Below are 220 nucleotides of genomic sequence, written 5' to 3' on the forward strand. Positions count from 1 at the left end.
GAAGTTCTGGTCAGAAGGATACTATGTAAGTACGGTGGGGCTCAATGAAGCCACAATCCAGAAATACATAAGAGAGCAAGAAAAGTCAGATTTAATGCAGGATAAATTAAGGGAACCTCTAAAAACTTTTCACAGCCACAAAATTGAGTAAAATGTAGGCACAGTACATCTCTGCAAGGTAGCGCTGTCATGATACCGCCTCGTTCTGCTTTAAAAAAAG

The 220-nt window shown here is 40.0% G+C and carries 1 pseudogene; it reads left to right on the forward strand.

The annotated features are described in order from the left end of the window. Nucleotides 1-151 (forward strand): annotated as a pseudogene (locus ACGF49_RS25520) (IS200/IS605 family transposase); the annotation flags it as partial. Nucleotides 152-220: the final 69 nt, after the last annotated feature.

The sequence above is a fragment of the Photorhabdus sp. RM96S genome (assembly GCF_042879335.1).
Classification (GTDB): domain Bacteria; phylum Pseudomonadota; class Gammaproteobacteria; order Enterobacterales; family Enterobacteriaceae; genus Photorhabdus; species Photorhabdus kayaii.